The following is a 3,510-nucleotide window of genomic DNA, read 5'->3' as shown; positions in this document are numbered from 1 at the left end:
CGTTGGACCAGGAGGTCCTCCAGATGGTCCAGTTATCCCTGTTGGGCCTGTTATTCCAGTCGGACCTGTTAGCCCCTGACCCGTTGCTCCGGTTGCACCTGTATTCCCACTCGGTCCTTGTGTTCCTTGTATCCCTTGTGCTCCTTGTATTCCTTGTGGACCAGTTGCACCCGGTAACCCTTGGACGCCTTGAATTCCTTGAGGTCCTTCAGGTCCTGTCGCTCCAGTTTCTCCTTGTGGTCCTCTCAATCCTTGTGCTCCCTGCTGTCCTTCTGGTCCAGTTGCACCTATTGGCCCAACTGGTCCTTGTATCCCTTGCACACCTTGAGGTCCTGTTGGGCCCATCTCCCCCATCGGACCTTGGAACCCTCTCGGTCCTTGAGGACCAGTTGGGCCCGGTGGACCGGTTGGACCAGTAATCCCTATACCTGTAAATCCAGTTGGAACAGGAGGGAAAGTAGGCCCAATAAGTTCGGGTGGAATTCTAAAATTAGAGCTTAACGAATTTTGCTTCCCATTATTATCACGATTCTTCACACTTTCACCACCTACAAACCGTCTTTTTCATAATAAATAAACCTCTTCTTAATCTATTTACAAAAATAATTTCCAAGACTATTTTTATTTTAAATAATAAAAACTCCCTTAATTCCTTAAGGGAGTCCTGCAATTGAATCCATATTATCTGTATTAGGGACAGCTTGTGCTATACCTGATGCATTTACACTTTGCCCCATATTTGCTCCTGTTACAGTACCAGCAGGAGTACCTCTCGTATATGTTGTTGTGACAGAATCTCCTGGTTGTAAACAAAGCTTTGTCTCCGTCCCTATTACTGTAACAACATCAATCCAAGTGCATCCCATCGAACCACTATATGATTTCGAAGCAGTAAATGAAGTATCACTCAAATTATCACCGGTAAATATATTTCCAGTATTATTAACAATAACAAATTCTTTTATATGCGCAGGCATAATTACACTCTACCTTTCCTTTATGAACCTAACGTACGTGTACTTGTTGCCAAAGGCGGAAGAAATACCGATGTTCTAATCACCGCTTCTGGCTGCCTTTTTCCATTTAAAAAAATAGCCGCACTCGACCCTCCAGCACCTGCATATACTTTTGCCACAGCTAAAGGCGAGATATCATAACAGTCACCGACATTAACAGCGCCTGTATTATTAATAATTTTCACTTTACGCAAATTAATTCCCATTTCCCCCTCCTCCTTTTTTATACTGTATGCAAAAGAAAAAAACTTGAAACAGACTCGTTTCAAGTTTTTAACTATTAACTATTTCGTTTCACCTTCATATTGAAGCATACCGCCAACCATGTTCACTGTTTTAAACCCTTGCTCATTTAAATAATGACATACATTTTCACTGCGCATTCCCGAACGACAAATAAAGATATATTCATTCTCTTTATTAAAGAAATCCACTTTATGTGGGATATCGCCCATTTTAATATGTACAGCTTCTGGAATCTTTCCTGCCGCTACTTCTTCATCTTCTCTTACGTCTACTAGAAATAACGTTTCTCCATTTTCTAAACGCTCTTGTACCTCTTCTGTAGTAATTGTATTAACTTCTGTCATATGTAGTTCCTCCTTATATACAATAAAACCTTTAGTTTCTTTTTCACAAACATTCTCTACCAATTTTAGCACGCAAAAGAAAGAACGCAAAGAATCGAAAAACTATTTCTCAATTTTCTCTAAAAATTTATTCTTTACAAACATAACTAGCACATTGTATCCTCAATATACTTGTTTTATGAAAGGAGTCGATTAAAATGACGCTTTTTCTTTTCATTATGGGCATTGTGTTCTTACTCGCTGCAATTATTGCTCTTAGTATGAAAAATAATAGAAAAATAAACTCCCCACAAGAAATGTCATTCTTATTTCTATTGCTTAGCATAGCGTTTTTCGGTATAGCAATCGCTACATATATTTTCCGTCTACAAATCATGTAAAAAAAGGTGCCTACTACAAACATTGCACCTTTTCCCCATCATTCGTCTTCTACACAAAACTAGATACTTTCCGATTTAAAAATTCATAAACTTTCTTTTCAAATAAATGAATATCAAATGCTCCCGCCATATGCCCATTTATACTTTCTATCTCATACACTTCCGCATACTTCCCTTGTTTTTGCAAAATATCTACCATTTTATAATTATAACGAGACGGCTGAAGCAAATCTTGTTTACATGGAATCATAAGTACATTCGCTTCTATGTTAGAAAGAGATTCTTCTAGTGAAGAAAACCCATGTGCAATATCATGCAATAAAACTGCCTTCGCAGTATACATCCATGAATTTGCATCTACTAACTCTATACTTCTATATGTCGCTGTATTTATCTCTTTTTCAAATGATGTTAATGTAGAAAACTTTTCATAAGGTTCTATCTCGATACTATTACGAGGAAATGCCATTTCATAAAAATGCTCATCAAACGCATTCATAAACATCATTCTATTCGCTAAATGAAGCCCCTTTATCGGCTGCTCTTCTCCGTATTTTCCATCTTTCCAACTTGAATCCAGTTGAATTGCCTCAATCGCATTTTGTGCTACGTTTACTGACGTAATAATTGGATTTTGTGGGTTCGTAATAACGCCAATCATCCGCTCTACCATATGTGGATAGTGAACCGCCCATTGTTGTGCAATCATTCCCCCCGCCGACGGTCCGATTACAGCGTGTAACCTTGAAATTCCCATACCTTTTATTAACTCATATTGCATACGAGCTACATCAAGAAATGTAAAAACCGGAAAATCCATAGCATATTCTTCTCCAGTTTCTGGGTTAATTGATTTCGGTCCTGTTGTAATTACATATGGATTCCTCACCTGCACATTACAAAGATTATCCGTACATATAACAAAATACTTATTTGTATCAATTGCTTTTCCAGATCCGATGAGCCCATCCCACCAACCAGACTCCTTATCATGCACTGTATATTTTCCTGCGGCATGACTTGTTGCACTAAAATAATGACAAACCAAAATCATATTTGACCTTTCTCTATTTAACATACCATATGTCTCGTATCCCATTTGAACAGGAATTTCTCTGCCATTTTCAAACGCAAACTCTTTTAAAATAAATTTCTCTTTTTTTACAATTTGCACAGACTCTCCCTCTCCCCGTTATAGTATGAACTGCTTACTAAAGACTTTTTTCTGTGCAAACTAATCTCCTTCTTCTTTTCACAAATAAATGAATAATATACAAAATTAGCCACAAAATAGCACTATATTACAAGATTAAAGAGGGCATACACATGATTTGGAATTGGTTACGTAAGAAAAAAAAATCAAATACACCAGAAGCAAACGAAACAGATAACTGGGAGCAGCATTCTAACAATCAAGAGGGTGATAACGAAGAACAGACTAGAAGTATGAAACATAATAAGGGTAAAAATAACGAGCAAAAAGATTCCTCTCAGGATAAGCAACAAAGTGCTAAACAAGAGGAT

General features: G+C 37.6%; 6 protein-coding genes and 1 pseudogene. 2 read left to right on the top strand and 5 right to left on the bottom strand.

Annotated elements, in window-relative coordinates; genetic code table 11:
- The 4 genes from MR170_RS30135 to MR170_RS30120 all read right to left on the bottom strand — a co-directional run.
- A partial coding sequence (locus MR170_RS30135) for an exosporium leader peptide-containing protein (RefSeq protein ID WP_346749477.1) occupies positions 1-537 on the bottom strand: 537 nt, incomplete at its 3' end.
- A 116-nt stretch (positions 538-653) separates the two neighbouring features.
- On the bottom strand, positions 654-977 hold the full coding sequence (locus MR170_RS30130; protein ID WP_001110849.1) for a hypothetical protein: 324 nt from the start codon (positions 975-977) through the stop codon (positions 654-656).
- 20 nt (positions 978-997) lie between these two features.
- Entirely contained in the window at positions 998-1,222 is a 225-nt protein-coding gene (locus MR170_RS30125; protein ID WP_000512463.1) for a spore germination protein, read from the bottom strand.
- Between the two features lie 78 nt (positions 1,223-1,300).
- Entirely contained in the window at positions 1,301-1,606 is a 306-nt protein-coding gene (locus tag MR170_RS30120) for a rhodanese-like domain-containing protein (protein WP_000141254.1), read from the bottom strand.
- 197 nt (positions 1,607-1,803) lie between these two features.
- On the opposite strand from MR170_RS30120, the gene MR170_RS30115 reads away from it, so the two are divergent.
- Positions 1,804-1,986: a hypothetical protein gene (locus MR170_RS30115; protein WP_000171889.1), complete on the top strand. Its 183-nt coding sequence runs from the start codon at positions 1,804-1,806 to the stop codon at positions 1,984-1,986.
- Positions 1,987-2,035: 49 nt separating this feature from the next.
- On the opposite strand, the gene MR170_RS30110 is transcribed toward MR170_RS30115, so the two are convergent.
- Complete coding sequence (locus MR170_RS30110) at positions 2,036-3,160, bottom strand: homoserine O-acetyltransferase family protein (RefSeq protein ID WP_242310545.1); 1,125 nt, start codon at positions 3,158-3,160, stop codon at positions 2,036-2,038.
- A gap of 152 nt (positions 3,161-3,312) precedes the next feature.
- On the opposite strand from MR170_RS30110, the pseudogene MR170_RS30105 reads away from it, so the two are divergent.
- Positions 3,313-3,510 (top strand): annotated as a pseudogene (locus tag MR170_RS30105) (spore germination protein); the annotation flags it as partial.

Origin of the sequence: Bacillus cereus group sp. BfR-BA-01524 (assembly GCF_022662595.1) — a bacterium.
Classification (GTDB): Bacteria; Bacillota; Bacilli; order Bacillales; family Bacillaceae_G; genus Bacillus_A; species Bacillus_A thuringiensis_S.
Note: the sequence above shows the minus strand (reverse complement) of the source record. Positions and strands in the feature narration are given on the sequence as shown.

Coding starts and splice junctions, on each gene's coding strand:
- MR170_RS30130 (WP_001110849.1), bottom strand. CDS start 977: ATGCCTGCGCATATAAAAGAATTTGTTATTGTTAATAATACTGGAAAT.
- MR170_RS30125 (WP_000512463.1), bottom strand. CDS start 1,222: ATGGGAATTAATTTGCGTAAAGTGAAAATTATTAATAATACAGGCGCT.
- MR170_RS30120 (WP_000141254.1), bottom strand. CDS start 1,606: ATGACAGAAGTTAATACAATTACTACAGAAGAGGTACAAGAGCGTTTA.
- MR170_RS30115 (WP_000171889.1), top strand. CDS start 1,804: ATGACGCTTTTTCTTTTCATTATGGGCATTGTGTTCTTACTCGCTGCA.